At 42.5% G+C, this 497-nt stretch carries 1 protein-coding gene; it reads left to right on the top strand.

Features of this window, described 5'->3' with window-relative positions; all coding sequences use genetic code 11:
• Nucleotides 1–486 (top strand): hypothetical protein (locus ACSZO4_RS25840; RefSeq protein WP_437891930.1); only part of this gene is annotated, 486 nt, incomplete at its 5' end.
• Nucleotides 487–497: the final 11 nt, after the last annotated feature.

The following is a 497-nucleotide window of genomic DNA, read 5'->3' as shown; positions in this document are numbered from 1 at the left end:
TTTAAGCCTGTTGAAGTGAAGCAAAAGGATATGTCCCTTTACTATGGAGTTGCACCAAAAACAGAAAAACCAACGCTGTTAAGGCGTAAGCGTAAGATCAATTTGCACAAGCTGTATGATTTTATTAAAAGTTTTATGAGTGTGTTGGTTAAACGTCCTGTTAAGAAAGCCGTAGCCGATCCTCTGCAAGACGCAAAAATCCTGACGGATATTTCGCTGGATGATATCATGATTGACCCTGTTACGAAATTGAAGATCACCCGCAGGCAGTGGGAGGCGATGGGGACGAGCCGTAAATCAGCAGACACTTCCATATCCCCGGACGCGAACTACAACCACGAGCCTATGAAAAAACAAGAGCCAGACAAAACAAGCCAACAAGTTGCCTTTCCACCTTTATCAAAGGAAAAGAAAGTTGCTACAAAATCAAAAGGTTTCACCTTCCCTAAATTTCGCTTTGGTTCGGGTAAGCGCAAAGATGGGTGATTTTTATTCAA

This window comes from Phytobacter sp. V91 (assembly GCF_965644225.1).
Lineage (GTDB): Bacteria > Pseudomonadota > Gammaproteobacteria > Enterobacterales > Enterobacteriaceae > CBFFRJ01.
This window is presented reverse-complemented; position numbering and strand designations above follow the sequence as displayed.